Annotated in this window: 24 protein-coding genes, 1 tRNA gene and 3 pseudogenes; 9 read left to right on the forward strand and 19 right to left on the reverse strand. The window is 64.7% G+C overall.

The window, feature by feature from the left end; genetic code table 11:
* Nucleotides 1-19 precede the first annotated feature (19 nt).
* From QP165_RS16790 to QP165_RS16840, 11 genes and pseudogenes are all read right to left on the reverse strand, one after another.
* Complete coding sequence (locus QP165_RS16790; RefSeq protein ID WP_333996455.1) at nt 20-1,174, reverse strand: N-acetyltransferase; 1,155 nt, start codon at nt 1,172-1,174, stop codon at nt 20-22.
* Between the two features lie 68 nt (nt 1,175-1,242).
* Nucleotides 1,243-2,340, reverse strand: coding sequence for an LPS export ABC transporter permease LptG (lptG, locus tag QP165_RS16795; protein WP_333996456.1), 1,098 nt, complete (start codon nt 2,338-2,340; stop codon nt 1,243-1,245).
* On the reverse strand, nt 2,337-3,536 hold the full coding sequence (gene lptF, locus QP165_RS16800; RefSeq protein ID WP_333996457.1) for an LPS export ABC transporter permease LptF: 1,200 nt from the start codon (nt 3,534-3,536) through the stop codon (nt 2,337-2,339). Before lptF ends, lptG begins: the two co-directional genes overlap by 4 nt.
* 101 nt (nt 3,537-3,637) lie before the next feature.
* Nucleotides 3,638-4,579, reverse strand: a complete 942-nt coding sequence (locus QP165_RS16805; protein WP_333996458.1) for an ATP-binding protein — start codon at nt 4,577-4,579, stop codon at nt 3,638-3,640.
* A gap of 106 nt (nt 4,580-4,685) precedes the next feature.
* Nucleotides 4,686-5,810 (reverse strand): annotated as a pseudogene (locus QP165_RS16810) (CHASE3 domain-containing protein); the annotation flags it as partial.
* Nucleotides 5,726-6,986: pseudogene (gene spt, locus QP165_RS16815) on the reverse strand (serine palmitoyltransferase). The pseudogenes spt and QP165_RS16810, both read right to left, overlap by 85 nt.
* 152 nt (nt 6,987-7,138) lie before the next feature.
* Entirely contained in the window at nt 7,139-7,381 is a 243-nt protein-coding gene (locus tag QP165_RS16820; protein WP_056021671.1) for an acyl carrier protein, read from the reverse strand.
* A 58-nt stretch (nt 7,382-7,439) separates the two neighbouring features.
* Nucleotides 7,440-8,339, reverse strand: coding sequence for an NAD-dependent epimerase/dehydratase family protein (locus tag QP165_RS16825; protein WP_333996459.1), 900 nt, complete (start codon nt 8,337-8,339; stop codon nt 7,440-7,442).
* A 34-nt stretch (nt 8,340-8,373) separates the two neighbouring features.
* A complete protein-coding gene (gene proB / locus QP165_RS16830) occupies nt 8,374-9,471 on the reverse strand; it encodes a glutamate 5-kinase (protein WP_333997059.1) in 1,098 nt (365 codons plus the stop codon).
* Nucleotides 9,472-9,586: 115 nt separating this feature from the next.
* Nucleotides 9,587-10,633 carry a GTPase ObgE gene (obgE, locus tag QP165_RS16835; protein ID WP_333996460.1) on the reverse strand — a complete coding sequence of 349 codons (1,047 nt, stop codon included), beginning with the start codon at nt 10,631-10,633 and terminating at the stop codon, nt 9,587-9,589.
* 55 nt (nt 10,634-10,688) lie between these two features.
* On the reverse strand, nt 10,689-11,288 hold the full coding sequence (locus QP165_RS16840) for a TetR/AcrR family transcriptional regulator (RefSeq protein ID WP_333996461.1): 600 nt from the start codon (nt 11,286-11,288) through the stop codon (nt 10,689-10,691).
* Between the two features lie 63 nt (nt 11,289-11,351).
* On the opposite strand from QP165_RS16840, the gene QP165_RS16845 reads away from it, so the two are divergent.
* Nucleotides 11,352-12,221 carry a metal-dependent hydrolase gene (locus QP165_RS16845; protein WP_333996462.1) on the forward strand — a complete coding sequence of 290 codons (870 nt, stop codon included), beginning with the start codon at nt 11,352-11,354 and terminating at the stop codon, nt 12,219-12,221.
* A 250-nt stretch (nt 12,222-12,471) separates the two neighbouring features.
* On the opposite strand, the gene QP165_RS16850 is transcribed toward QP165_RS16845, so the two are convergent.
* From QP165_RS16850 to hspQ, 4 genes and pseudogenes are all read right to left on the reverse strand, one after another.
* The gene (locus QP165_RS16850) at nt 12,472-13,014 is read right to left on the reverse strand and encodes a GNAT family N-acetyltransferase (protein WP_333996463.1); all 543 of its coding nucleotides are present in this window, start codon (nt 13,012-13,014) and stop codon (nt 12,472-12,474) included.
* 175 nt (nt 13,015-13,189) lie between these two features.
* Nucleotides 13,190-13,480: a 50S ribosomal protein L27 gene (gene rpmA / locus QP165_RS16855; protein ID WP_031393730.1), complete on the reverse strand. Its 291-nt coding sequence runs from the start codon at nt 13,478-13,480 to the stop codon at nt 13,190-13,192.
* 13 nt (nt 13,481-13,493) lie between these two features.
* Entirely contained in the window at nt 13,494-13,838 is a 345-nt protein-coding gene (gene rplU, locus QP165_RS16860) for a 50S ribosomal protein L21 (protein ID WP_031393729.1), read from the reverse strand.
* A gap of 178 nt (nt 13,839-14,016) precedes the next feature.
* Nucleotides 14,017-14,296 (reverse strand): annotated as a pseudogene (gene hspQ / locus QP165_RS20110) (heat shock protein HspQ).
* A gap of 349 nt (nt 14,297-14,645) precedes the next feature.
* Between hspQ and QP165_RS16870 the strand changes: the two are divergent.
* Nucleotides 14,646-14,735 (forward strand) — tRNA-Ser (locus QP165_RS16870).
* A gap of 212 nt (nt 14,736-14,947) precedes the next feature.
* Here QP165_RS16870 and QP165_RS16875 read toward each other — a convergent pair.
* Entirely contained in the window at nt 14,948-18,895 is a 3,948-nt protein-coding gene (locus tag QP165_RS16875; protein WP_333996464.1) for a peptidoglycan DD-metalloendopeptidase family protein, read from the reverse strand.
* Complete coding sequence (locus QP165_RS16880; RefSeq protein WP_333996465.1) at nt 18,892-19,224, reverse strand: hypothetical protein; 333 nt, start codon at nt 19,222-19,224, stop codon at nt 18,892-18,894. The genes QP165_RS16875 and QP165_RS16880 overlap by 4 nt, the downstream gene beginning before the upstream one ends.
* A 382-nt stretch (nt 19,225-19,606) precedes the next feature.
* Here QP165_RS16880 and QP165_RS16885 point away from each other — a divergent pair, with 382 nt between their 5' ends.
* From QP165_RS16885 to QP165_RS16900, 4 genes are all read left to right on the forward strand, one after another.
* Nucleotides 19,607-19,870, forward strand: a complete 264-nt coding sequence (locus tag QP165_RS16885) for a hypothetical protein (RefSeq protein ID WP_333996466.1) — start codon at nt 19,607-19,609, stop codon at nt 19,868-19,870.
* A gap of 14 nt (nt 19,871-19,884) precedes the next feature.
* Nucleotides 19,885-20,130 carry a helix-turn-helix transcriptional regulator gene (locus tag QP165_RS16890; protein ID WP_333996467.1) on the forward strand — a complete coding sequence of 82 codons (246 nt, stop codon included), beginning with the start codon at nt 19,885-19,887 and terminating at the stop codon, nt 20,128-20,130.
* A 136-nt stretch (nt 20,131-20,266) separates the two neighbouring features.
* Nucleotides 20,267-20,584, forward strand: a complete 318-nt coding sequence (locus QP165_RS16895; RefSeq protein WP_333996468.1) for a hypothetical protein — start codon at nt 20,267-20,269, stop codon at nt 20,582-20,584.
* Between the two features lie 73 nt (nt 20,585-20,657).
* Nucleotides 20,658-20,948, forward strand: coding sequence for a hypothetical protein (locus tag QP165_RS16900; RefSeq protein WP_333996469.1), 291 nt, complete (start codon nt 20,658-20,660; stop codon nt 20,946-20,948).
* An 83-nt stretch (nt 20,949-21,031) separates the two neighbouring features.
* On the opposite strand, the gene QP165_RS16905 is transcribed toward QP165_RS16900, so the two are convergent.
* Both QP165_RS16905 and QP165_RS16910 read right to left on the reverse strand, forming a co-directional pair.
* Nucleotides 21,032-21,301 carry a hypothetical protein gene (locus tag QP165_RS16905; RefSeq protein ID WP_333996470.1) on the reverse strand — a complete coding sequence of 90 codons (270 nt, stop codon included), beginning with the start codon at nt 21,299-21,301 and terminating at the stop codon, nt 21,032-21,034.
* Between the two features lie 385 nt (nt 21,302-21,686).
* A complete protein-coding gene (locus QP165_RS16910) occupies nt 21,687-22,448 on the reverse strand; it encodes a hypothetical protein (protein ID WP_333996471.1) in 762 nt (253 codons plus the stop codon).
* 349 nt (nt 22,449-22,797) lie between these two features.
* On the opposite strand from QP165_RS16910, the gene QP165_RS16915 reads away from it, so the two are divergent.
* Genes QP165_RS16915 through QP165_RS16925 form a run of 3 tightly spaced genes read left to right on the forward strand, consistent with a single transcriptional unit; the run spans nt 22,798 to nt 23,616 of the window.
* Entirely contained in the window at nt 22,798-23,019 is a 222-nt protein-coding gene (locus QP165_RS16915; protein ID WP_333996472.1) for a hypothetical protein, read from the forward strand.
* A complete protein-coding gene (locus QP165_RS16920) occupies nt 23,019-23,210 on the forward strand; it encodes a DUF6771 family protein (RefSeq protein ID WP_333996473.1) in 192 nt (63 codons plus the stop codon). The genes QP165_RS16915 and QP165_RS16920 overlap by 1 nt, the downstream gene beginning before the upstream one ends.
* Before the next feature lie 7 nt (nt 23,211-23,217).
* Nucleotides 23,218-23,616, forward strand: coding sequence for a thermonuclease family protein (locus tag QP165_RS16925; protein ID WP_333996474.1), 399 nt, complete (start codon nt 23,218-23,220; stop codon nt 23,614-23,616).
* The last annotated feature ends 481 nt before the right edge of the window (nt 23,617-24,097 follow it).

A 24,097-nucleotide genomic window follows, 5' to 3' on the forward strand; every position in this document is an offset into this window, starting at 1 on the left:
TGGCGGGTGTCAGGCGCGATCACAGCGCCTTTTCATAGACCTGATATTTCTTGTTCATCCGGCTCTCGATCGTTTCCGCGATCGAGCGCATCCCCTGGTTGTCGTCGAGGATCCAGCCGATCTCCGCGCGCGTCGCACCATAGTTGGCGAGCGATGCGCGACGGATATATTCGATCATCATGAAGGCGAGCTGGCTCGCCATACGCGACGACTGGAGCTCCTTGACCACGCCCATCAGCGGCACCCGGACCGTGCGCACCCGGGGCTTGCGCAGCCAAAGCAGCAGCTTGGCCCAGCCGAACGGGAGCAGATTGCCGTTCAGCGGCTTGATCGCCTCGTTCATGTCGGGGAGCGTGATCATGAACGCGACCGGCTTGCCATCGACTTCGGCGATGCGGATCAGGTCGTTGAACACGATCGGCTTCAGCTTGACGCCGACGTCCTTGATCTCGGGCGGAGTAAGCGGAACGAAGCCCCAATTGTCCGACCATGCGTCGTTGAGGATCCCGAGGATGATCGCCGCTTCGGTGTCGAACTTCGACTTGTCGACGTTGCGGATCACGATCCGGCCATTCTTCTCGCCGGACTTGATGATCCGCTGGACGATCGGCGGAAACTCGCGCGTGATATCGACCTCATAGGTCATCAGCTGCTTGACGGGCAGGTTGCCGGCGCGCTCGATCCAGCCGCGATATTGCGGCTTGGCGTGGCCCATCATGATCGTCGGCGCATGGTCATACCCCTCGATCAGAAGACCGGGCTCCTCCCAGACGGACATGCTGATCGGACCCAGCACGCGCGTCATGCCCTGATCGCGCAGCCATGTCTCGGCTGCAGCGAAGAGCGCCTGAAAGACGTCCTCGCGCTCCGCCTCCATGAGCCCCCATTGGCCGACGCCTGGGCCGAACCCCTGTTCGGGGGGCATCGTCAGGGCCAGCGTGTCGATATGTGCGGAGATGCGACCCACGACGCGCCCGTCCTGCTCGGCGAGAAACAGCTGCGCCTGGGCGTGGCTGAACCAGCCGTTCTTCTCGGGCGTGATGAGGCCGAGTGCCTCGGACTTCAGCGGCGGCACCCAGTGCGGATCGTCTGCATAGAGGCGGAAGGGCAGGTCGATGAACGTCTTGCGATCGCGCGTCGTCTCGACCTTGCGGATCGTTATCGTACCAGCCATTCGATCGCCCCTCGAAGCCCATTCACCAGGGCAAGCGGATAACCGCCGCCCGAGCGATCGTATAGCCGCTATTCCTCGGTACGGAACAGGACCGCTTCGCCGATCAGGAAGAACAGCAGGAACGGCGCCCATGCCGCGAGAAACGGCGGATAGGCCCCCAGATTGCCCATCGCGAGCGCGAAATTGTCCGCGACGAAATAGGCAAAGCCGAGCCCCATGCCGATCACCGCGCGGATGAACAGCTTGCCCGATCGCGCGATCCCGAAGGCTGCGACGGCGCCGAGCAACGGCATCAGCACCGACGAGAGCGGCCCAGACAATTTATGCCAGAGCGACCCCTCGAGCGCCTTGGTCGGCCTTCCGGCATCGGCCAGATCGGCAATCGCGGCCTTCAACGCGCCGAACGAGAGGCTGTCGGCATCGACGGTCGCCAGCGTGAACTGATCGGGCCTGACGTCGCGCCCGACCACGACCGTCCCGATCTGCGAGAGATTGCCGCTGGCGACGTCGAAGCGCGTCGCGGGGCCGATCTCCCAACCATTGGCGACGCGCTTGCCATGCGGTGCGCGGACGATCGAAACGAGATTGCCGCCTGCGCGATCGTACAGCGTGATGCCGCCGAGACGCGTTGCGGCAGCACGGCCGCGGATCTGTTCGACCTGGATGAGATCGTCGCCGTCGCGCACCCAGACATTCGCCCGGTCACCGCGGTCGATCGGCATCTTGCCGTAATTGACCTTCTGCCACTGCGTCAGCGTCGCGGTTGCCCGCGAGACCACGCGATCGTTGAACGAAAAGCTGACGATGGCGACGAGAAGGCTCGCGATCAGCAGCGGTGCGAGCACCTGATGCGCGGACAGCCCCGACGCCTTCAGCGCGATAATCTCGCTGTTCTGGTTCATCGTGATCAGCGTCAGGATCGTACCCAGCAGCACGGAGAATGGCAGCGCGAAGGCGATGATCTGCGGCGCGCGCAGGCTGACATAGTGCCACACCTGCGCGTCGCCATTGCCGGCAAAGGCGAGGATGTTGCCCGACTCACTGAGCAGGTCGAGCGCCTGCAGCACGAGGACGAGCGCCGCGAGGATGCTGAACGTCCGCGTCATGAACAGCCGGCCCATATAGACGGCGACCGTGCGCGACGGGAACATCATCACCCGGCTCATGCCGCACCCTCCTTGTCGCGGCGGCGGCCGGGCAGGCGGCTCGTGACCATCTTGACCGTACGGCTGATCCCGCGCTCGAGCGCGCCGATCGGTTCGCCGCCGGGCACATAGGCGATGGTGTAGTACATCCAGAGGATCAGCCCGGCGAAGACGGTAAACGGCACCCACAGCGCGATCAGCGGGTCGATCCGCCCGAGCTCGCCGACATCCGCGGCGTATTGGTTGACCTTGTGATAGGTCACGATCATCACGATCGACAGGAAGACCCCAAGCCCGGATGTCGAGCGTTTCGCGGGCACGCCGAGTGCGACCGCGAGCATCGGCAGCAGGAACATCATCGCCACCTCGGCAAGCCGGAAGTGGAATTCGGAACGGCTTGCATCGCGCAACTCGGGTGTCGCGGCCTCGTGGCCCGCGCGCGCGAGTTCGGGAAGCGTGAATTCCAGATTGCGACCGCCGCGGACGCGAAAGCTCTCGAACTTCGGCAGGTTGATCGGCAGATCGTGGCTGCTGAACGTGAGGACGCGCGGTGTCCGGAATTCGGGGCGTTCATGGATCAACGTGCCATTTGCGAGCCGGAAGATGATCACGTTGGGATCGTCGGTCGCGAGGAACCGGCCCTTGGCCGCGGTGACGCCGATCCAGTCGTTCTTCGGCGTCTGCGCATGCACGAAGATCCCCGACAGCTCGCGCCCCTTGTCGCGGCTCTGCTCGATGCGCAGCGTCATCCGGTCGCCGAGATGCGTGAATTCGCCGACCTTGATCGACGCGCCAAGCGCCCCGGTACGCAGCTCGAAACGCAAGCCCTCGTAATAATAGCGGGCGATCGGCTGGAGATAGCCGACGATCAGGAGGTTGGCGATCGCGAGGACGGTCGCGAACATGTACGGCACGCGCAGCAGCCGCGTGTAGCTCATCCCGACACTGCGCAGGACGTCGAGCTCCGACGTGGTCGCGAGCTTGCGGAACGCGAGCAGGATGCCCAGCAGCAGGCCGATCGGGATGCCGAGCCCGAGATATTCGGGGAGCAGATTGGCGAGCATGCGCCAGACGACGCTGATCGGACCGCCCTCGGTGGCCACGAAGTCGAACAGCCGGCGCATGCGGTCGAGCACCAGCAGCATCGCCGCGATCACCAGCGTCGAAAAGAGCGGGACCGCGATCAGCCGGGCCATGTAGCGGTCGATGGATTTCATGAGGCGGGGGCTCTGCGAGACGCGCGGACGGAGGAGTAATCGCGGGTCTATACCAGCTTTCGTGCCGGGATATAGAGGTGGTATGGCGCGGAGGTCGCGGCCTATTCCGCAGCGATCTGTCGCGGCGGCGATGGCCGGCCCGGCGCCATCGCGGCGATCACGGCCCGTTCGAGTCCGGCGAGCGTGAACGGCTTGCGCAGGACCTGGTGATCACCGAACTCGCTGGTCGCCGACTCGCCGGCAAACCCCGTCACGAAGAGGACCGCGACATCGGGGAAGATCGGGCGCAGCGCCGCGATCATCTCCGGGCCGGTCTGGCGCGGCATCAGCACGTCGGAAATGATCAGGTCGACCGCGCCGTGGCGCGCAAGCAGAGCGGCGGCATTGACCGGATCGTCGCACGGGATCGGGTTGTGGCCGAGTTCCTCGAGCGCGTTGATCGTCGATGCGAGGACGCGCGGGTCGTCCTCGACGACCAGGATACGCAACCCCGCACTGTCGACCGCAGGCTCGGCCGCCTGTTCCGACGCTAGAACGTCGGTGTCGCCCCCGTCCGTTTCGCCGGATGGTTCGGGATCGGCCTCGACGACGGGGTCGGCAAGGTCGCGCGGCAGATAGAGCGTGACCGTCGTTCCCTCGCCAACGGCGCTGACGATTTCGATCTCGCCGTCGAGCTGGCGAACGAGCCCGAATATCTGGCTGAGCCCGAGACCCGTTCCCTTGCCCGTTTCCTTGGTGGTGAAGAAGGGTTCGAATACCCGTTCGGCGATGTCGGGACTCATCCCGCTGCCGTCGTCGGCGACGGCGATCGTCGCATAGTCGCCGGCAGGACAATGGCCGACCGCGTTGGCGGCCAGGCCGACGGCGCCCGTCGTCACGGTCATCGTCCCGCGCCCGTTCATCGCATCCCGCGCGTTGACGGCAAGGTTGAGAACCGCATTTTCGAGCTGGACGCGGTCGGCGCGAACCCGCCAGCCGTCGGACCGGTCGACCACGGTGAGCGTGATCGCATCGCCCAGCGTGCGGTCGAGCAGGTCGGACATGCCTTCGACCAGCCCGGCGATGCCCAGCGTCTCCGGCTTGAGCGAGATCCTCGCGGCTGAACGCGAGCAGCCGCCGGGTCAGCGCCGCTGCCCGGTTGGCACCGTCGGTCGCGCTTTCGATGTGACGGCGGGCGGTGAGGGGATCGCGGATGATCGACCGCTGCGCGAGTTCGAGGCCGCCAAGAACAACCGCAAGCATGTTGTTGAAGTCATGCGCGATTCCGCCGGTCAGCTGGCCGACCGCATCCATTTTCTGGATCTGGCGGAGCTTAGATTCCTGGACGCGCAATTCGGTCGTCGCCTGCTCGACCGCCGCCGAGAGCTCCTCCGCCCTGCCGCGCTCCATGTCGGCATCGGCCTGTGCATCGACCCGGTCGCTGACCGCGCGGATCGTGAACCAGCCCAGCCCGATCGCACCGAGCACGATCAACATGCCGAATACGGCGAGCACGCCGGCAATCGAGCTGGATCGTTCGACGGACCCCATCGCGCCCGAGGTCCGGCTGTCGAGCAGCGCCCGCTCCCTCGCGATCAGCTGGTCGAGGGTGCGGTTGATCGCGAGGAGCGTGGGGGCATTGCGGCCCTGGTAATAGCGGGCGAGCGCCTGGCTGTTCTTGCCGTAGTTGGTGCTCAGCGCGGTCAGCGACAGCTCGCGGCCGCGATCCTCGTACGCGGTGCGCAACTCGGCGACGCGCGCCGACTGCTCCCGATTGTCGAAGGTGAGCCGCTCGAGGCGGTTGATCTGGGTCCCGGCAAGCACCCATTCCTCGAAATAGAGCCGGCCCAGTTGCTTGTCGCCGCTGATGACGTAGCGGCCGAGCGAGGCTTCGGATCGTGCGATCGTGCTCGACAGCGTCCGCGCGAGGATCATCACGTCATAGCTGTGCGCCTGAAGGCGCAGCGCGCGGTCGCGCTCGCGATTGGCGCTGCTCAGCGTCGATATCAGCGCGACCAGTACCGCCGCGCCGAGCAGTGCCATCACGATGAGCGTGATGGTCCGCCAGGTCCCGCCGCCCCCAACGGCGATAGCGTCGGCCTCGTCCTGCGTCACGGACGAACGATAGCCTGCGTTATACCGACGAGGCAATGTCAGCCCGGAGATGGCGGACGCGGTAGCGTTTCGTCGGCGGATCGCGGGGATGAAGGTCAGCCGATCACGCCAACCGCGCGTCCGGCCTCCTGGAACATGGCGAGGATCGTCTGCACCTGCTCGTCGGTGTGCTCGGCACATAGCGAGCAGCGGAGCAGGAAGGTGCCCGCGGGCGTCGCGGGGGCGCGCCATATTGACGTACAGCCCGCCCTCGAGCAGCGACTGCCAGATCGCGATCGCCTGTTCCTGGTCGGTGAGGATGATCGCGATGATCGCCGAATCGGACGTCTCGGTGCCGAGCTTGAAGCCCATCGCTTTCAGGCCCGCATGCATCGCCCGCGCGTTCTTCCAGAGCTGCGCGCGCTTGTCGTGCGCGGTCATCAGCTTGCGGATCGAGGTCGCGGCGGTGGCGACGACCGAGGGCGGCAGCGAGGCGGTGAAGATGTAGGGACGGCAGGCGAAGCGGACCATCTCGAACTTGGGATGGTTCGACACGACGAAGCCGCCGACCGTGCCGACCGACTTCGAAAACGTGCCGACGACGAAATCGACCTGATCGGTGAGGCCCATTTCCTCGTACACGCCGCGGCCATTGGGACCGAAAAAGCCCATCGAATGCGCCTCGTCGACCAGCACCATCGCGCCATGCTTTTTGGCGACCGCGACCATCTCCTTCAGCGGCGCGATGTCACCGAGCATCGAATAGACGCCTTCGAGCACCACGAGCTTGCCGGCTTCCTTGGGCAGGCGGCCGAGCCGCTTGTCGAGATCGGCCACGTCGTTGTGGCGGAAGCGGACGATCTCGGCATTGCCCTGCTTGCAGCCGTCGTAGATCGAGGCGTGGCTGTCGGCGTCGAGGATGACGTACTCGCCCTTGCCGGCGAGCGTCGAGATGATCCCGAGATTGGCCATGTACCCGGTCGAGAACACGATCGCGCCGGTCATGTCGTAGAAGTCGCGCAGCGCCTGTTCGACATCGATGTGATCGTGGAACGTGCCGTTGAGCATGCGGCTGCCGTTGGTGCCCGAGCCGAACCGGTCAAGCGCGGTCTTGCCCGCCTGGATGACGTCGGGGTCGAACGTCATGCCCATGTAATTGTAGGTGCCGAGCAGGATCGTGTCCTTGCCGCGGATCACCGCCTGCGTGGGCGACTTCACCTCGTCCATCACGATCGTGAACGGGTTGCGCACGCCGGACCGCACGAGCGCCTCGCGCTCGGCGATCAGGCCGTCGAACTTCGACATCAGGTCGCGTTCGGGGGCGACCTCGGCGACGTCGACGGGGAGGGCGTGGGCGGTGGTGGCGGCTTCGGTCATGTTCGGTTCCAGGAGGTTGGACTGTGATAACGCCTCAGACCGTTCGTCCCGAGTAGCCATCGAGCCTGTCGAGAGCCCGTATCGAGGGACATGTACCTCGATACGGGCTCTCGACTATGCTCGATCCCTACTCGGCACGAACGGCAATGGGGTCAGGCCTTCAGTTTCGCCACCGCGTCGACCAGCTGGCCGACGGTCTCGATCTCGGCCTGCATGTTCATCGTGATGATGATGTCGAATTCGTCCTCGATCGCGGCGACGAAATCCATGACGGTCAGGCTGTCCCACTCGAGGTCGCCCTGGAACGTGGTCGCGTCGGTCAGCGCGACGCCTTTCTTGTTGAACGGCTCGATCTGCGCGGTGACGGTGTCGTAGATCTGCTGGCGGTCGCTCATGATAATCCCTTCGGTCTCGCGCACATCCCTGACAGGGAATTGCGGCGGCTTTTCGGCGCTATAGCAGCCCCGCGGCGCGATACCATGCGGCGGTTTGCGCGAGTGCCTGCGGGGTCGGGACGGCGGGGGTCCACAAAGCGGGCGGGGGCGGCTGGTGCGACACCCAGTCACGGTGGCAGAAATAGCGGACGCGGTCGCGCGTCAGCCGCGCCTTCTTGCCGCGCATCAGACGATCCGCAGCGGAGGCCAGCAGCATCAGCATGCGCGGCGTCGGCAGCACGCGGACCGGCTTGCCGACCGCGGTGCCGATCGCGCGCGCGAAATCACGATTGTCCCAGCCGGTCGCGACGCCGTCGTCGGGCTCCATGATCGACGGCGCGGCGGGGATCTCGGCGAGCGCGAGCAACAGCGTCGTCAGGTCCTCGACATAGAGCAGCGAGATGCGCGTCCCCACCGGCGGCACGGGTACGAAGCCCGACCGCGCCGCCTTGAACACGTCGAGCAGATCATGGTCGCGCGGGCCGAAGATCGCGGGCGGACGGACGATCGTCCAGTCGAGACCCGACGCCTTGACGCGCGTCTCCGCCTCCGCCTTCGACCAGCCGTAGTTCGAGAGCCCCGGCTCACGTGCCGCGAGCGACGAGACATGGATGAAGCGACGGATGCCGGCGAGCCGCGTCGCCTTCAGTATCGCCTCGGTGCCGGCGATGTTGCCCTCGGCGAATGCGGCGCGGTCGGGCACGTTGACGACGCCCGCGACGTGGATGACGATGTCGGCACCGTCGACCAGCGTGGCGAGGCTCTTGGGGCGATCGAGCGCGCCTTCGATCCAGGTGACGCCGGTCCGCTTGGCCTGCGGCTTGCGGGCGAGCGCGCGGATCGTGTGGCCGGTCTCGAGCGCATGGTCGATCAGGTGGCTGCCGACGAACCCCGTGCCGCCGGTGATGGCCAGAATCATGGTCGCGTTCCCGGGGTGAACAGAGCGCGGCCGATCACAGCAGCGCCAGATGGTTGCGGTGGACCAGCGCGGACCGCGGCGCGTAGCCGAGGATCGCCGCATGATCGTCGCTGTGCCGGCCGAGCAGGCGTGCGGTGTCGGCGGCGTCGTATTCCGCGAGGCCGCGCGCGATCGTGCCCGCAGGCCCCTCGATCGTCACCAGATCGCCGCGCGTGAAACCGCCGTCGATCCGGGTCGCGCCGGCTGCGAGCAGGCTACGGCCCTGGCCAAGCGCGGCTGCCGCCCCCGCATCGACATGGATCGCACCCTTCGCGGTCAGCCCGCCCGCCAGCCAGGCTTTCCGCGCAGACGCGGTGCGTTCGGCGGTGAAGAGCGTGTGCCGGGCAGGGGTGGAGAGCGGATGCGCGACCCGGCCCGAGGCGATCGCCAGCGGGATGCCGGCGCCGGTCGCGATCCGCGCGGCGGCGATCTTCGAGGCCATGCCGCCCGAGCCCATACCGGAGCCCGACCCGTCGTCCGCCATGTCCGCGACCGCATCGATCCGATCCACGCTGGCGATATGCGTGGCGGACGGATCGGTGTGCGGGTTGGCGGTGTAGAGCCCGTCGACGTCGGAGAGCAGGATCACGCCCTGCGCGCCCGCCGCCTGCGCGACCCGCGCGGCAAGGCGGTCATTGTCGCCAAACCGGATCTCTGCGGTCGCGACGCTGTCATTCTCGTTGATGACGGGGACGACTCGCAGCGATAACAGCCGGTTGAGCGTCGCGGCGGCATTCAGATAGCGGCGGCGGTCCTCGAGATCGTCGAGCGTGACGAGCATCTGCGCGGCGTTGAGCCCTTGCGCCGCGAGCAATTCGGCCCAGACCTGGCTGAGCGCGATCTGACCGGTTGCCGCGGCGGCCTGCGCGTCTTCGAGACTGGCGCGCCCACCCCTCGGCAGCCCGAGTCGGCGCGCGCCGAGTGCGATCGCGCCGGAGGAGACGATCGCGATCTGCTGGCCCTCGCTGGCGCGCGCGGCGATGTCGGCGACGAGCCCGGTGAGCCAGTCGCGCCGAACGCTGCCGTCGGGATCGACGAGCAGCGCCGAGCCGATCTTGACGATCAGCCGCGCGCAGGACGACGGTGGAAACATCACTGCTCCCTCTCCCCGCCGGGGAGAGGGCCGGGGTGAGGGGCGGCCATGGGCGGTGTCGCCTGGAACAGCCCCTCACCCAACCCTCTCCCCGCAGGGGAGAGGGCTTTAAGGGTCAGAGCGGCGACCATGCGACCGGGACTTCGCCCTCTTCGAGGTCCTTCGCGGCGCCCGGCGCCGGGCCGATCGCGCCGATCAGCTTGTCGAGGACCGCTTCGATCCCCGCGCCGCTCGCGCCCGAGATCGCCATGACCTCGGCGCCGCTGGCTTCCGCCAGCTCCGCGGACAGCGCCGCGATCAGTTCGGCATCGAGCATGTCGACCTTGTTGAGCGCGACGATGACGTTCTTGTCGGTCAGCCCCTCGCCGTAATTCTCGAGCTCGTCGCGAACGATGCGGTACGATTCGGCGACGTCGGCGTCGTTTGCATCGACCAGATGCAGCAGCACGCGGCACCGCTCGATATGCCCGAGGAACCGGTCGCCGATCCCCGCACCCTCGGCCGCGCCCTGGATCAGCCCGGGAATATCCGCGACGACGAATTCGCGCTGCTTGTGGCGGACCACGCCCAGCTGCGGGCGCGTGGTCGTGAAGGCGTATTCGCCGACCTTGGCCTGCGCGTTGGTCACCTGGTTGATGAAGGTCGACTTGCCCGCGTTGGGCAGCCCGACGAGACCCGCGTCCGCGAGCAGCTTCAGCCGCAGCCAGACCCATGCCTCGCCGAACGGCCAGCCGGTGCCGTGCTGGCGCGGCGTGCGGTTGGTCGAGGTCTTGTAGCTGGCGTTACCGCGCCCGCCGTCGCCGCCGCGGAACAGCACTTCGCGCTGGCCGACCTGCGTGAAGTCGATCAGCACCTCTTCCTTGTCCTCCGACAGCACCTGCGTGCCGAGCGGGACGCGGATGACGAGGTCCTCGCCGCCCGCGCCGGTACGGTTCGAGCCCGAGCCGCCCGAGCCGCGCGGTGCGCGGAAATGCTGCGTGTAGCGGAAGTCGATCAGCGTGTTCAGGCCGGCGATGCATTCGAACACGATGTCGCCGCCCTTGCCGCCATTGCCGCCATCGGGGCCGCCATATTCGATATATTTCTCGCGGCGGAAGCTGACGGCACCGGGGCCGCCCTCACCCGAACGTACGTAGATCTTGGCTTGGTCTAGAAAATGCATCGCCGCCCCATAGCGAAATTGGCGAAAATCTCCACCCTCTCCGATTCGGGGATGTTCAGGCCGGTGGGGAGGCGGCGGCGTCCTTGCTCGCGAGCAACGCGTCGAGCGCGAGTTCGCGCGCCTTGGTCGTCGGCAGGCCGAGCGCACGCGCCATCGGCGCCCCCATCAGCGCGTCGCCGAGTGCCATCAGCACCAGCGTCAAGGTCTGCTCCTGGATCGGGCGCGTGCCGGGCAGTTCGCCGCCGGCAAGTTCGTCGACCAGATCGTGGATCGCGGTCAGGATCGGGTCGAGCGCGACCGTATTGCCCGACAGGATCATCCAGCTCGCCAGTGCACCCGCGCCGCCCTTGCCGAACGCGTCGAACGTCATCTCGACCACGTCGCGCGGATCGCCGTCGCCGCTGCGAACCTGGAGTACCGCGGCGCGGATCGTCCCGACGATGTCGGCGGCCATCCGCGTGATCAGCGCAGTGTGCAGCCCGTCCGCGGACCCGAAATGGTGGAGCAGATTGGCATGGGTGCGGCCGACCCGCGCGGCGACTGCCTTCAGCGTGACCCCGCCAGGACCGCTTTCGATCAGCAAGGCGCGGGCGGCTTCGACAGCCGCCTCACGCGATTCGGTGGGAGAGAGGCGTTTGCGGAGCGTTGACGGCACGGAACGGAGAACCTATTTACATCGTTGTAAGTAACGTGTTTCCATTCCTGTTTGGAGGTTTCCGTGGCGAAAGCAACCACGCCCGCCGATCTGACCATCACGCCGCGCGACCGACGCTTCGGACGCGGCGCGGCGATCTGCCGCTGGTGGCTCAATGACGATCCGATCGCGACCGCGTTCTACAACGCGCTGTCGGTCACCTTTCCCAAGGGTGAAGGCTATTTCGTCGACAGCGTCCGGCAATTTCGCGAGGGGACGCCGCCCCGGCTGACGGGCGAGATCAACGCCTTCATCAAGCAGGAGGTGATCCACACGCGCGAGCATGTCGCGTTCAACCGGCATGTCACCGACCAGGGCTATGACGTCGCGCCGCTGATGGCCGATGTCGATGCCGCGCTGGCGCTGACCAAGGGGCGTCCGCCGATCGCGAGCCTCGCGGCGACCACCGCACTCGAGCATTTCACCGCGATGCTGGCGCACGAGCTGATCGCAAATCCGAAGCATCTGCGCGGTGGCGACCAACAGGCGGCCGCGCTGTGGCTGTGGCATGCCGCCGAGGAAATCGAGCACAAGGGTGTCGCCTACGATACGTGGCTGCATGCGACCCGCGACTGGCCGCGCCTCACGCGCTGGCGGGTGAAGTCGCTGGTGATGCTCATCACGACGTGGCGGTTCTTCACCGGCCGCGCGCGCGGGATGGCCGAACTGCTGCGGCAGGACGGTCTGACGGGGCCACGCGTCTGGGCGCGGATGGCGTGGTATGCGTTCGGCAATCCGGGGATGGCGCGCAAGATAGCGGGCGTCTGGGCCGCCTATTTCCTGCCGCGGTTCCATCCGTGGAAGCATGACGATCGCGCGCTGATCGGATTGGCGGAGAGCGAGTATGAGGCGGCGGTGCTCCCGGTGGCGAAGCGGGTGGCTGCGGTGGCGTGACGCGGCCCGTTATCCTGACGAAGGTCAGGACCCAGAGTAGCAACGGGACCGCCCGTAACCCTGGATCCTGACTTTCGTCAGGATGACGGTCGAGGTCACAGACTGTCGTCCAGCGCACCACCCCGGCGGAGGCTGGGGCCTAGTTAGGGGACGGTGCTGGCGACGGACATCGCTTCGTTGCTGCGATCGCTCCACCTGGGCCCCGGCCTTCGCCGGGGTGGTGGTAAGCGCCGAGTAAACAAAGGCTAAATCACGCCGCCAGCGGCATGGGTGCACATCGGTCTTCGAGGTCGAGTTCGAGCAGCACCGCGGGAGCCTCGCCACCGCGACCGAGCGACGCGCGCGGTTCGATCTGCCCGGTCGGCCGGAAGCCGAGCTTTGTCAGCACGCGGCCCGAGGCTGGATTGTCGACGAAGTGGAAGGCGCTCAGCCTGCGCAGGCCCAATGCGTGGCGGGCCATCGCGATCACCGCTTCACCCGCCTCGGTCGCGAGGCCACGACCCCAGGCGTCGGGGGTCAGCCAGTAACCGAGCTGATGCGTCTCGCCGTCCGGGTCGATCGCGATGCCGCCGATCAGCCGCGGTGCGCCCGCTTCCATCGTCTCGATCAGGAAGCGCGGATCGTGCCCGGCACGCGGCTGGGCGAGAAACGCATCCGCATCGCTGACGGCGTAGGGCCACGGCGCGCGCGCGAGCTTTGCGATCACGGATTCATGGCCGATCGCCTGCGCCAATGCGGGCGCGTCCTCCGGCCAGCCGGGGCGTAACGTCAATCTTCTGGTGCGCGCGAACATGCCTTGCTCTCCTCGACGCATCGCACCTGTCCTCCTGCCACATCCGAATGACGGGGCAGCGACGGGCGCGGGGAGGGAGCAATAAAAAGGGAGCCGGGGTGACCCGTCTCCCTTGTTCAGGTTCGCTTTCGCGACCCGGGTCCCCCTGGTGGGCAACCCGGACGGTTACCCGATGTTATTCGGCTGCGACTGCCATATCGGCGGCATCGTTCGCTGCCAGCTCGACCGAGCAGAACTTGCGACCAAGTTTGCCCTGGCTGAACACGACGCGACCATCGACGAGTGCGAACAGCGTGTGGTCCGTGCCGATGCCGACATTGGTGCCCGGGTAGAACTTCGTCCCGCGCTGACGCACGAGAATGTTGCCGGCGACGCACGCCTGGCCACCGAACTTCTTGACGCCGAGGCGACGACCGGCTGAGTCGCGACCGTTGCGCGAAGAGCCGCCTGCTTTCTTATGTGCCATCTGAAGCTACTCCTTATGCCTGAGCGGCCGGGGCATCAGCCTCGGTCTGCTTGGCGGTCTGGCCACCCACGGACACGATCTTCAGGATCGTGTGCTGCTGGCGATGGCCGTTCTTGCGACGATAGTTGTGACGACGACGCTTCTTGAAGACGATGACCTTGTCCGCCTTCGCCTGCGCGATGATCTCTGCGGCGACGGTGAAACCCTCGACCGAGCGCAGCTCCGAGCCTTCGCCCGCCAGCAGCACATCGCCCAGCGTCACCGACGCACCTGCATCGCCCTCGATCTTCTCGACGACGATCTTATCTCCGGCGGCGACGCGATACTGCTTGCCGCCCGTGCGCACGACTGCGAACATGGCCCTTGTCACTTTCCAAATACATGTGCCCCACGAACGCAGGGTCCGCCGGGAGAAGCCGGGGAGCTAAGCGAGGGGCGCCGTCCTGTCAACCATCAAGGGGTCGCAACCGGTAAATCTCGCGTGAAAACGCTCCCCGATCGATCCATGCGCCGATTCGCGGGTGCGGCCGGCGGCTTTAGTGGCGGTGAAGCTGGCGCAGCGTGTAGCGGCCGTTCGCAAAGTCGCCGAACAGGCCGCTGATCGCGGGATGATCGACGGGCTCATCGGTCAGAATCAGGAACGAGGTTCTGCTGGCTGACATAGGCCACATAGGTGGACTCCATGTTTTCCGCGAGCAGGTGGTAGAAGGGCTGGTCCTTCTTCGGCCGCATCTGCTCGGGAATCGCCTCGTACCACTCGTCGGTGTTCGCGAAGACCGGATCGACGTCGAAGATGACGCCGCGGAAATCGAACATGCGGTGACGCACGACGTCGCCGATCGAAAAATTGGCGTGGACGATCGGCGGTGCGATCACGTCCGACGCTCCACCCTGCCGGGCGATGGCAACGCTGCCTTCGGGAACCGCGATATCGGGGGCAGCGGGATCGGTGGGGATATCATGGTGAGGCATGCTGCCAATCTAAGCGCTGTTTTGCGCCGCACAAGCGGTGTCGCCGGGCGCGGGCAGGGCGACCCTCCCGTGTCATCGGCTTGGGCGGCATGCAAAATCGCCAAAACCCCTATTGCGTTCACCGCATGTCTGATTTAGAGGCCCGCCCTCGACCGATCGGAGGCGCTGCTCGCAGCACTTCGGATGACCTTGCGGAGAGGTGGCAGAGTGGTCGAACGTACCGCACTCGAAATGCGGCGTACCCGCGAGGGTACCGTGGGTTCGAATCCCACCCTCTCCGCCACTTTATTACCCCTAACGCTCTGTAAGCGCTAGGTTTTGTGCTGGTCTTCGGTACCTCTACCCTCAACTCTACCCTAATCCCTGCGAATCAGCCGAGCGCCTGCTTTACGGCGCCGCTGTTTGACCGGATGTAATTGAGCAACGCCTTACCGCCGACGCCGGTGTCGAGCCCCTTCGACACGAAATCGCCTGCGTCGATCGCGTTGACTACCTTCAGGTTGACGGGGCCGCGCCGCTGCCGACGCCGCCATTCGCCCGATGCCGCGGATCGCCGCGTGTCAGGATCTCCTCGCCCCTCTGCGCGATGATCGGCACCTCGTCAGGCCGCAGCCCGGCAATACCGCCGGTGTGGAACCGGGCTGCGGCAGCGAACGCATCGGAGCCTATCAAACGCGACCCTGAAGTATTCTGGCCGGCGATGCCGCCGGTATGGTTTGCGGGGACGGGTACAGGTACGCCAAAGCCAAAAACCGACAGCACACCCTTTGCGATGTTCAATGCGATCTGCTGCAGGATCATCTGGGCAATGAGCTGCAGAAAGTTTGCCGCGAAATCGAGGAACGCCGTCTTCAGGGCACCGAATGCGCTTTCTCCCGCGACCAGCGCCTGCACGAACCCGTCGATTGAAGAGGTGAGGGTGTTCGCGAATGCATCCGCGATCTGCTGCACCGATATGTCGAGGATCGTCCCCCATTCCGCAGATGCCTGCTTCGCGATGGTCAGCTGCGTATTGATGGTAGCCAGCTGCGCAGCCGTCAGCCCCAGCGGGTTGGCATCCGGCGACAGCGTCCGGTAGAACTCGACCGCCTTGTCGATCGCGCCCTGCAACTGGCCGTTCACCTGCCCCAGCAGCGGCAGCAGCGTGTCCGCCTCGGCGTTCAGCCCGTTGTCGCGCAGGAACGTGATCTGCTCCCGCATGGCATCGCGCTGCGACGTCAGGTCGGCGACGGGCTTGTCGACGTTCGCGCGCTGGGCCTCGAACGCATCCTTCGCGTGCGCCGCGTCGAAATACGCGCCGGTGACCTCGCGCAGCTTCTCCAGCCGCAGCGCCAACCCGGCATCCTCTGGCGCGACACCGGCCTGCGTGGCCTCATCCTTCGCCTTCCGAACGGCGTCCTCGATCGTCGCCTTGCGCTGGGCAGCCAGCAGCAGTTCGCCCGACAGGTTCACCTGCTCGCGCAACTGCTCGGTATCCTGCACCACGGCCGCGCTGGTCTGATCGACCTTCGCCAGATACGCGTCGCGCTTGTCGGCCAGCTTCTGCTGCGCGTCGTCATAGTTGCCGATCGCGTCGGCCTGATCGACCTGGAACCGCGACTTCCCGTCTGCCGGGAACAACCCCTTGGTGGGATCGACCGGCTTCCCGTTGACGGTCACCGTGTAGTGCAGGTGCGCGCCGGTGCTGTTGCCGGTGTTGCCCGACTTCGCGATCGCCTGGCCGGCCGTGACGACCTGCCCCTTGGCGACCACGTTGTTGTCCGACAGGTGGCCGAACTTCGAAATCGTCCCCTTGCCGTGGTCGATGTAGACGAACTTGCCCAGCTTCGAGTCGGTGCCGGTCTCGATGACGACGCCGTTCGCCGGCGCGCGCACCGTGGTGCCCGTCGGCACGGCGTAATCGACACCCTTGTGAAACGTCGACGCACCCGCCTTCGGGGCAGCGCGCGCACCGAAACCGGACGAGATGCGACCGTCGACCGGCGCTTGGAACACCGTCTGCTTGGCGAGCCGTTCCTGTTCGCGCTTGCGCTCGTCGGCCAGTCGCTTGGCCTGATCGGCCTCCTGTTTGCGTTCGTCAGCAGCCTTCTTCAGCGCGACCGTGCGCGCCTCTTCCGCCTTCTGGCCGATGTACGCCTGCTTCGTGGCCTCGCTGGCGAATTTGAAATTCTTCTCGACATACTCGGTCGCCACGCGGCGGGCTTCGTTCGTCGCCTCGACCACGGTCTTCTCGGACTTCGCCGATTCGGTCTGCGCGGCCAGGTCGACCGACTGCTTCTTCGTCAGTTCACCGCGGACGGCGATGGTGTCGTTGACCTGCTTCTGGGTGCCGTTCAGCGCGGCGTACTGCTTCTCGAGGCCCGCGACCTGGTTGCGCAGAATCGCGATGTCGGCGTCGAGCGCACCCGCGAGGCCGGGGTTCGCACCCTTGGCCGCTTCCTTGTTCGCAATGACCTGCTTCGCGCGCGCGATCTGTGCGGCGACGTCGGCTGCCGACTGCGCGCCGGCGATCGCGCGGATGGTCTGCGACGCGATGCGCCCGAGGCCTTCCAGCTCCTTGGCGATTTCCTTGATTGGCGCGGTGTCCGACAGCACGTCGAGGAAGTCCTGCCACGCGTTGCCGAGCGACCGGGTGGCTTCCGCCCACGATCCGCGCGACTTCTGCGCCGCGTCTTCCTGCTGCTCGCTGAAGATCCGCAGCGCCTCATTCCGCGCCTCGGCCGCCTTACCCTGGTCGAACAGCGACTTGATGTTGTCGCGCTGCGTCGAGGTGAGGAAGTTCGTCGCGTCGTCCAGCTTCTTGACGCTGTCATACCCGCCAGTGAACGCCTCGGCGACCTGCTGCGCGGCATCGACCACCTTGATGCCCAGCACGTCGGCCAGATCCTGCGCGGCCTTGCCGAACTCGACGATCCGCGTCTGGTCGACGCCTTCCTTGACGAACGTCCGCACGACGGTGACCGCGTCGGCCGCCGACAACCCGTAGTGATCCAACGCTTCGGAAGCGTCGTTCAGCGCCTTCGCACCGTACGACGCGCCGTCGGCCGATGCCGCCAGCAGCCCCATGAACTTCCGGGTGCGCTCGGCTTCGTCAGCCGCGTTCTTCAGCGCGAACACGACGGCGCCCATGGTCGCAACGAACGCCAGCAGCGCCGGGTTGGTCAGCGCTGCGACGATCGACGATCCGACGCGCGGGAAAATCTGAACGATCTGCCCCGCCTGCTGGCCGAGCGTCTGTGCGAGCGACGTGCCTGACGCCAACTGGGTCGCGACGTCGTTGACCTGATAGCCAAGGTTCTGGAGCTCGTATGGCTTCAGGCCGAACAACGCTGGCTTACCACCGGCGCTCTGCCGGTTCAGCGACGCGGCTGCCTTGTCGGCGTTGTTCTTCAGCAGGAGTTCGGCAGCGGCCAGTTCGGTCGCGCTGATCTTCCCGGCCTTGTACAGCCGCGCCGCCTCGGCCAGTTCCGTGTTCAGGTTCGCCTGCACCACAGCCAGCGGGTTCAGTTCGGCCCGCAGCCGCGCCGTGGCGTCGTTCAGCTCCTTTTGCGCGCGACCGGCTGCCTGCGCCGCCTCTTCCTCGTCACGCAGCTGCTGGGCGAACGCGGTGTCGGCAGCGCGGCCGGCGGAACCACCGTTGCCGTCGATCCGTGCCCGCGCCCGCAGCGCGTTGTTCGTGAGTTCGGTGGCCTGCGCGCGGTCGCGCTCTGCGTTCGCCGCGGCCTCGGTGGCGATCGCCTGCTTCTCGAGCAGCCCGAAGGTGGCGCCATTGTCGACGGCTGCACTGCGGTCGGTGCGGGTGACGCGCGCGATGTTCCGCAGCACGGCAGCATTGCGCTGTGCCGACGCCGTCTGGTTATCCAGCGCCCGCGCGTAATCGTTGGCCTCGCCGCTGGCGAACGTGCTGACGGCACCCGCGAGACGGGTCTGCCGCTCCAGTTCGGCCATGCCCGACGCCGCGCGCGTATACCCGGTCTCCTGCTGCGCGATGACCCGCTGCAGCTTGGTGGCCTCCGACTCCAGGCGGCGCATCTCGTCGGTGACTTCGCCGATCTGCGCGCGGAGAACGTCGGCGTTGCCGTTCGTCAGCAGCGCGTCGACCAGTGCGACACGCAGCTGTTCCGCCGCGCGCGCCGCGCCGCGCTGCTGGGCTTCTAGTGCCGTGTACTGCGCCTTGTTGGCAGCGATCGCGCGGTTCTGCCGCTCAAGGGCGGCCGCGCCCGCGTCGCCGGCGTCCGCGGTCTTCGCATACGCGCGGTCCAGCTGCGCAAGCACGCCGAGGATCTGCTGCATGCCGCCGGCTGCCGTCTCGCTGCCGGCGGCGACCTTCTTCTGGGTGCCGATCAGTTGCTCAAGCGCGCTGCCGATCGCCGTGACAGCCTTGGTCGCCTCGTCGCGTGCGCGGATGACGAGTACGCTGTCGACTTGCTTACTAGCGCTCATTGAACGCGTCCCGTTTCGCTGCCGAAGCCTGGCGCCACTGCGGCGATGAAGACCTGCGCGATATCCTGCGGAGGATGTCCGGCAATCGTATGTGCGGCAACGACCGCGGCCTGGATCGACGTCAGAAGCCCTTTTGGGACATCCGCAAAAGGTTGACCGCTGCTGGTAGCAACTAGGTCTCGCGCGACATCTGGATCGATTGCCATTCGCGAGATGGCAAACGCGACGTCGTCGATTGTGATGCGAGGCATGCCTGCCACTACGGACAGGGCTGCCGGGTTTCGTGCGATGATGTCCGAAAGCTGTTTAAGAGATAAGACTGTATCCATGGCGTCGGTTCACTCCGTTGTGGACAAGCATTTACCACGGGGCGGCCGCAAACCAGAATTATGGAGAGATGATACAGTTTCAACTGAAAGTTGAATATCAACTATACTAGTTGTAAGTGCAGCAGTAACGAAGTTTTAGCTTTACGCCGGCTAATGAGCGGGAGTAATTGTTTGCAGTTGGCTCGAAAACGGAGTCGATACGGACGGTAATCCGTAACTGCAGGCATCGCCTTTCCAGTATCCGCTTTGAGCGGTGCACTACGGCCGGGCGACGATGGGGAGTCTATGACTCGTCGTGTCTGCTGCACGATATTGCCGCCCGTCGTCGTCCGGTCACCAAGCGGCAATTTGGCCCGGACACTCACCAGCAGGAGTTATGTTCGTGGTCGATCAGCTGAATTTGAACACCGGCGCCCTTCGTGAAGAGATCGCTGGATACATCAACATGCCTGAGACAGGCGATTACGCGGCAGATTGCGCAACCGGGCGCCGATTTGCGGACGCCATCATTTCGCGGATGTCGACCGATGCGGGGCTGCCAATGCTTGCTAGCGTGACGCGTGGCGCTGTCGATTTAGGGCGTTGGACACCGATGCACGCGGGCTTTTACCAGAGGATCGCCGAGCACTGCGTCCGGTTGGCTTAAGAAGTGAGGGAAGCATGGCAGTTCTTGAGTTTTGGGGACTGCGGCGGGTTATGGAAACGACCGGCGTCTCGAAATCGGAGCTTTACCGATTGATGCGAGCGGGACAATTCCCGCAGTCACGCCCTTATCTGCATTCTCCGAAGCGCCGGTTCTGGCTGTCATCAGATATTCAGTCTTGGCAGATGATGCAGGTAAATAAAGGCGATATCCAGGAACTCACACAGCCTGGTAGTGATTTTGACGGGCTTCTCAACTTGTAGTTGTATTGGCCCTTCGAAATTACGGCGTTGTGCGCATTCGAGTTATACACGAGTCGTCCCGCGAAAGTACGGGCTGGTGTCTCCGCACTGGCCCGTACATTTGTGGGATGCGGTACAACTCACGGAGATACATCACATGGCCAACGCGAAACCCCGCCCCACCGGCAACGACACCCTCGAAATCGATCGCAAGCGCCTGCCAGATGGCAAAACCAACTGGTCGGCCAGTGGCGCGCTACCCGATCCCGTCATCCCGGAAGCTGGCATCGTTCCGCTGAAGGCGATCAACGCGATCGTTTACGGCGCACAGCAGACTGCAATCCCCGGTTCGCTGTTCGTCCCGCCGACGGCGGCGCAACGGGCCGAGCTGCTGCAGGGGCAGTACCCAGCAGCTGAAGAGCCTTCGACGGCGGAGTTGTCGTTGTTCTCCGAGCAGCAGACCGAGTTCGCCTAAACGAGTTGGCCGCCTGCGGCTTCACTCCACCGCAGGCGGCCTTCATTTTAGGAGGCGATAGGAGCCCGATCACATGGCCGACGTAGTCAACGACTCATATGCCCAGATCATGCGCAAAGGTGCCGCATTCACAGCTGCGGCCAGGGTCCAAGAGGCTGGCCTGAAGCCGCTCAAGGCAACCGGGCAGATCGTCTACAATACGAAGGAAGTCGTCCGAGGCAGCGTCCTTAAGGATGACGTACGGTCGGTCTCGCCGAAGACGATCTTTATGCCGGTGACGGCGGCGGAGCGTCGGGAGTTTCTTTCGGGCGAATACCCGATCGCAGTTGAGCCAACTGCCGCTGAAATCGCGGCGTTCGTCTGACATACAAAAAGGGCGCCAGGGCTTCCCCCGGCGCTCCTTCCGATCAGACCGCGCTTGGGAGCGGCCCGTTCTACCGTATTAACTCAGATCCCGTTCGAAAGGTTCGTGTCGGGATCATTCGTACGCGTATCATCGGCTTGGTTTTGCCCGGTCGCGCGTACCGCGTCTGCCTTGTTCTCGAGGCTCTGTTCAGCTGCATCGCTGCTCACGTTGTCCGCAGCGTCTTCTAGGTTATCTGCGACGGCCTCAGTGTTTGCTTCGATGTTATCGGCCGCCTGCTCGCGCGGGCTTGAGTTGCATGCCGACAGAGAGATGAGGCCGGCAGCGATCGCGATTGCAAATGTCTTTTTCATATTCGTACCCCTTAGGCCTGAAAGACGGCCGAATTCTTGCAATTAACCGCGACCCATTTCGTTGCATTCTCGTGTCATTCGCCGATGCCATGATCGACTCTTAGCTATGCTCGTCTCGTGTCACGGGAAGCGAGCGCGCAATATATGCAGCCATAGGGAGGTGATTTAGCGTTCACTCAGCGGGTAAAGTCGGTTGATCTCTAAAGGTGAGTGGAAAACCGACTTTAACGGTCGCTCCATATTAAGTATGCATAACTGAGTGCGGAGCGATAAGTGAGTCTGACTACCTCAGAAAGAATTTAGGTCGTCGAAGCCGCTGGTGGCAAAGTGCTTGGTGATGCGGCATTTACCGGCAAAACTTGCGTTGTCGCGGCAGGAACAGGCGTCATCGCGAATACCGGCTGCGGCGTTCCCTTTTCACCATTTGGAACGCGAAAGGGTAGGCGCGGCCGTTCCAGTTTACTGTTATAGCAACACGTTGCGGCAAAACCTTTGACTTGATCTTCTCAAGTACGATCCGGCCCGCATAGCTGTCGCCGGGATCCACCGTAGTCATCTGCACAGTGCTGTCACCTAACGCTTGGCGCGTCTGGTCAAGCTGGCTTTGTATGGCTGCAATGCCGACGCCAGCGCCTGCGATGGACGCAGCGGCTGCAACTTGGCCGGCCTGACTGGGTGCAGAGTAAACCGACCTATATGTGGCCCGTGGCGTGTACAGCGTGTGCGTGTACGTATCGCGCTGGTTCGCTGCTGCTGCCGCCGCGATGCCGCCAGCCGCAGCGACAGCAATCGACGCCCACATGGCGCGATTCTTGGCTTTGGATTCCAGTTGCTCGCGACTTAATACCGCAATCTTCTGCTGCCCGGCCGAAACGTCGAAGTTTGTAACGTCAACATTCGCAGGTAATTTGCCGTCGTTGTAAACCGCAACACTGAACGCCAAGCTGCCATGATCCATGGGCAGCGGTGTTAGTTGGACAACACCATCAGGCATCTGCAGGTCGATCGTGGGCACACCCTGCTGGAACCGCACTGTCTCCATTCCGACCGGGACCGGCTGAAGTAAAAACTTTGGGCCACCTGCCGTAGCTGGTTGAGCGATGAGCATCACCGCGGCCGCAAATGCGGCATAATTCCGAACGATCACTAATTCCCCCTATTGTTATAGATCCTGCCGCCCCCACGGTCACGGATCGGCTGCTATCCTGGGGCGAATTACATAGACGAGCAACAGGGGAAATACCCTGATATTGGATCTATCCCTGCTGTGCTAATATGCGGCCCCACCCGCCACACCGTGCCGGGTCTGGCGGAAACTATCGCCGGGACAATGCTGCCGCCCAGCGAAGCCAGAGATCGCCGAGATACCGGTCAGTCCTGTCTTTGCGATGCGTACCGACCGGCAAGAGATACGCTCGCGCTGTCGCTCTGTGCACGCTGCCGTACGTGCCTTTGAGCCTGATTGCGTTCCCCATCTGTTCCGCTATGATCAGCGCATGGAACACGCACCCGAGTCGATGCGCAACGGCGCCCAGTCCTTCAGCCAGACCCATATCTTGATCGCTGAAATCCTGCCCGACCTCCGCCCATGCGAGATGCAGACCATTTATTTCCAAGCGATGGAGGATGGCCCGGAGTCCTTGTTGGCACCGATCGAGGCAGAGTTCGCGCGCCGTGGCCTATCGCCATACGCGACCTACTCAACCGACTACATTTGATGGGCGGCGTGATCACCGCCGAACGGATCGCCATGCTCATCGACGGGGCGCCTCCGTGGGCGGTAACTGGCCTCAGCGCGTACGACGAGACTTTGCGGGCAGCTGCTCGGTTAGAAGTCGCGCAGCATGTGTACGGTGGCCTGTTCCAGCCGTTGAACGCTGACGGCGCGCAGATGCCGTTGCCGTGGTGATTTCCCGATGACGATCGCCATCGCACCAGCGACGGCGTTCTCATGCACGGTCACCCGCGTACACGACGGCGACGGACCCCTATGGTGCTCGAACAGCGTCAAGGTTCGGATTGCCGGCGTCCAGGCGCCTGATTTCGAAAGCGCATCACCTTGTCGTGCGGCTGACCCGCGACGGGTAAACTATCGCTGTGACAACGCCGCCGCCAAACGCAGCCAGAAAATCGTCGAACGCCTCGTGCTGCAAAAGACGCTGCAGTGTGAGGCAACCGGCAAGAGCTACAGCAGGGTGGTTGCTCGATGCACGCTGCCGGACGGACGGTCGCTGTCATGCGCGGCGATCGCTTCCGGGGCGGCGGTTCGGTGGGACCGGTACTGGCGACAGTATCGCATGGGTGAATGCGGATAAAGCCGAGCAATTGAAAGGGGCGGCCCGTAACAGCCGCCCCCGCTATCAAAATTTGGGCGTGTATGGCTTGTATGGCTTTGGGGCGTACGGATCGGCCGTCCCCACCTTGCCGTTATAAGGGTTCACGTTCGGCCGGCTGCTCCAGTTATCGACCTTCGTCTCGTTCGGAGCAGTTCGAACGTGAGGCGGTACGTAAACGCCTTCACGGGTCGTATGACCGCGGACAGCCACTGAACTCTGGGCGCTTGCGCCATTGGCTATCGCCGGCAGCATTAATGCCGCGCACAAAATCAACCTCATCAAACTTCCTCCTGTCGCTAAACACGAAGCGTAGTCTGCCGAGGTCTAAGGGCGGGTAGAGATTCGGTCCAATGGATCGGTTTTGGATCAAATTCTCTGGGAGAAGAGATAACTAGCGTTGCTTCGGATAAGCGGTGGCTCCGTATTAATGAGCCATTCCACTGCCCTAAGCTATTAAGGT

The organism is Sphingomonas sp. 22R3R2A-7 (assembly GCF_036856055.1).
In the GTDB taxonomy this organism is placed as follows: domain Bacteria; phylum Pseudomonadota; class Alphaproteobacteria; order Sphingomonadales; family Sphingomonadaceae; genus Sphingomonas.

What these genes read in the sequence shown, in the direction of transcription:
- QP165_RS16790 (WP_333996455.1), bottom strand. Translation starts at nt 1,174, where the DNA reads ATGGCTGGTACGATAACGATCCGCAAGGTCGAGACGACGCGCGATCGC.
- lptG (WP_333996456.1), bottom strand. Translation starts at nt 2,340, where the DNA reads ATGAGCCGGGTGATGATGTTCCCGTCGCGCACGGTCGCCGTCTATATG.
- lptF (WP_333996457.1), bottom strand. Translation starts at nt 3,536, where the DNA reads ATGAAATCCATCGACCGCTACATGGCCCGGCTGATCGCGGTCCCGCTC.
- QP165_RS16805 (WP_333996458.1), bottom strand. Translation starts at nt 4,579, where the DNA reads ATGTCCGACCTGCTCGACCGCACGCTGGGCGATGCGATCACGCTCACC.
- QP165_RS16820 (WP_056021671.1), bottom strand. Translation starts at nt 7,381, where the DNA reads ATGAGCGACCGCCAGCAGATCTACGACACCGTCACCGCGCAGATCGAG.
- QP165_RS16825 (WP_333996459.1), bottom strand. Translation starts at nt 8,339, where the DNA reads ATGATTCTGGCCATCACCGGCGGCACGGGGTTCGTCGGCAGCCACCTG.
- proB (WP_333997059.1), bottom strand. Translation starts at nt 9,471, where the DNA reads ATGTTTCCACCGTCGTCCTGCGCGCGGCTGATCGTCAAGATCGGCTCG.
- obgE (WP_333996460.1), bottom strand. Translation starts at nt 10,633, where the DNA reads ATGCATTTTCTAGACCAAGCCAAGATCTACGTACGTTCGGGTGAGGGC.
- QP165_RS16850 (WP_333996463.1), bottom strand. Translation starts at nt 13,014, where the DNA reads ATGTTCGCGCGCACCAGAAGATTGACGTTACGCCCCGGCTGGCCGGAG.
- rpmA (WP_031393730.1), bottom strand. Translation starts at nt 13,480, where the DNA reads ATGGCACATAAGAAAGCAGGCGGCTCTTCGCGCAACGGTCGCGACTCA.
- rplU (WP_031393729.1), bottom strand. Translation starts at nt 13,838, where the DNA reads ATGTTCGCAGTCGTGCGCACGGGCGGCAAGCAGTATCGCGTCGCCGCC.
- QP165_RS16875 (WP_333996464.1), bottom strand. Translation starts at nt 18,895, where the DNA reads ATGAGCGCTAGTAAGCAAGTCGACAGCGTACTCGTCATCCGCGCACGC.
- QP165_RS16880 (WP_333996465.1), bottom strand. Translation starts at nt 19,224, where the DNA reads ATGGATACAGTCTTATCTCTTAAACAGCTTTCGGACATCATCGCACGA.
- QP165_RS16890 (WP_333996467.1), top strand. Translation starts at nt 19,885, where the DNA reads ATGGCAGTTCTTGAGTTTTGGGGACTGCGGCGGGTTATGGAAACGACC.
- QP165_RS16895 (WP_333996468.1), top strand. Translation starts at nt 20,267, where the DNA reads ATGGCCAACGCGAAACCCCGCCCCACCGGCAACGACACCCTCGAAATC.
- QP165_RS16900 (WP_333996469.1), top strand. Translation starts at nt 20,658, where the DNA reads ATGGCCGACGTAGTCAACGACTCATATGCCCAGATCATGCGCAAAGGT.
- QP165_RS16905 (WP_333996470.1), bottom strand. Translation starts at nt 21,301, where the DNA reads ATGAAAAAGACATTTGCAATCGCGATCGCTGCCGGCCTCATCTCTCTG.
- QP165_RS16915 (WP_333996472.1), top strand. Translation starts at nt 22,798, where the DNA reads ATGGAACACGCACCCGAGTCGATGCGCAACGGCGCCCAGTCCTTCAGC.
- QP165_RS16920 (WP_333996473.1), top strand. Translation starts at nt 23,019, where the DNA reads ATGGGCGGCGTGATCACCGCCGAACGGATCGCCATGCTCATCGACGGG.
- QP165_RS16925 (WP_333996474.1), top strand. Translation starts at nt 23,218, where the DNA reads ATGACGATCGCCATCGCACCAGCGACGGCGTTCTCATGCACGGTCACC.